Origin of the sequence: Mammaliicoccus sp. Q-M61 (assembly GCF_022386055.1) — a bacterium.
Classification (GTDB): Bacteria; Bacillota; Bacilli; order Staphylococcales; family Staphylococcaceae; genus Mammaliicoccus; species Mammaliicoccus sciuri_A.
In genome coordinates this window covers 1-388 of record NZ_JAJNJL010000035.1, presented here as the reverse complement: position 1 = coordinate 388, position 388 = coordinate 1, and the positions used below count along the sequence as shown (strand labels likewise).

At 41.2% G+C, this 388-nt stretch carries 2 tRNA genes; both read left to right on the top strand.

The annotated features are described in order from the left end of the window. The first annotated feature begins 112 nt into the window (after positions 1–112). Positions 113–189, top strand: a tRNA-Ile gene (locus LQ677_RS14565). A 21-nt stretch (positions 190–210) separates the two neighbouring features. After that, a tRNA-Ala gene (locus LQ677_RS14560) sits at positions 211–286 on the top strand. The last annotated feature ends 102 nt before the right edge of the window (positions 287–388 follow it).

Below are 388 nucleotides of genomic sequence, written 5' to 3'. Positions count from 1 at the left end.
TGCGGCTGGATCACCTCCTTTCTAAGGATATTACGGAATGACCTTTAGGTCATGGAATAACGAAGACATATTGTATTCAGTTTTGAATGTTCATTACATTCAATTTAAGAATGGGCCTATAGCTCAGCTGGTTAGAGCGCACGCCTGATAAGCGTGAGGTCGATGGTTCGAGTCCATTTAGGCCCACCATTAAAATTTAATTCCCAATTAGGGGGCTTAGCTCAGATGGGAGAGCGCCTGCTTTGCACGCAGGAGGTCAGCGGTTCGATCCCGCTAGTCTCCACCATATTATATTGTACATTGAAAACTAGATAAGTAAGTAAAATAGATTTTACCAAGCAAAAAACCGAGTGAATTTTTAACGAAATTCAACAAGCTTAATAATCGC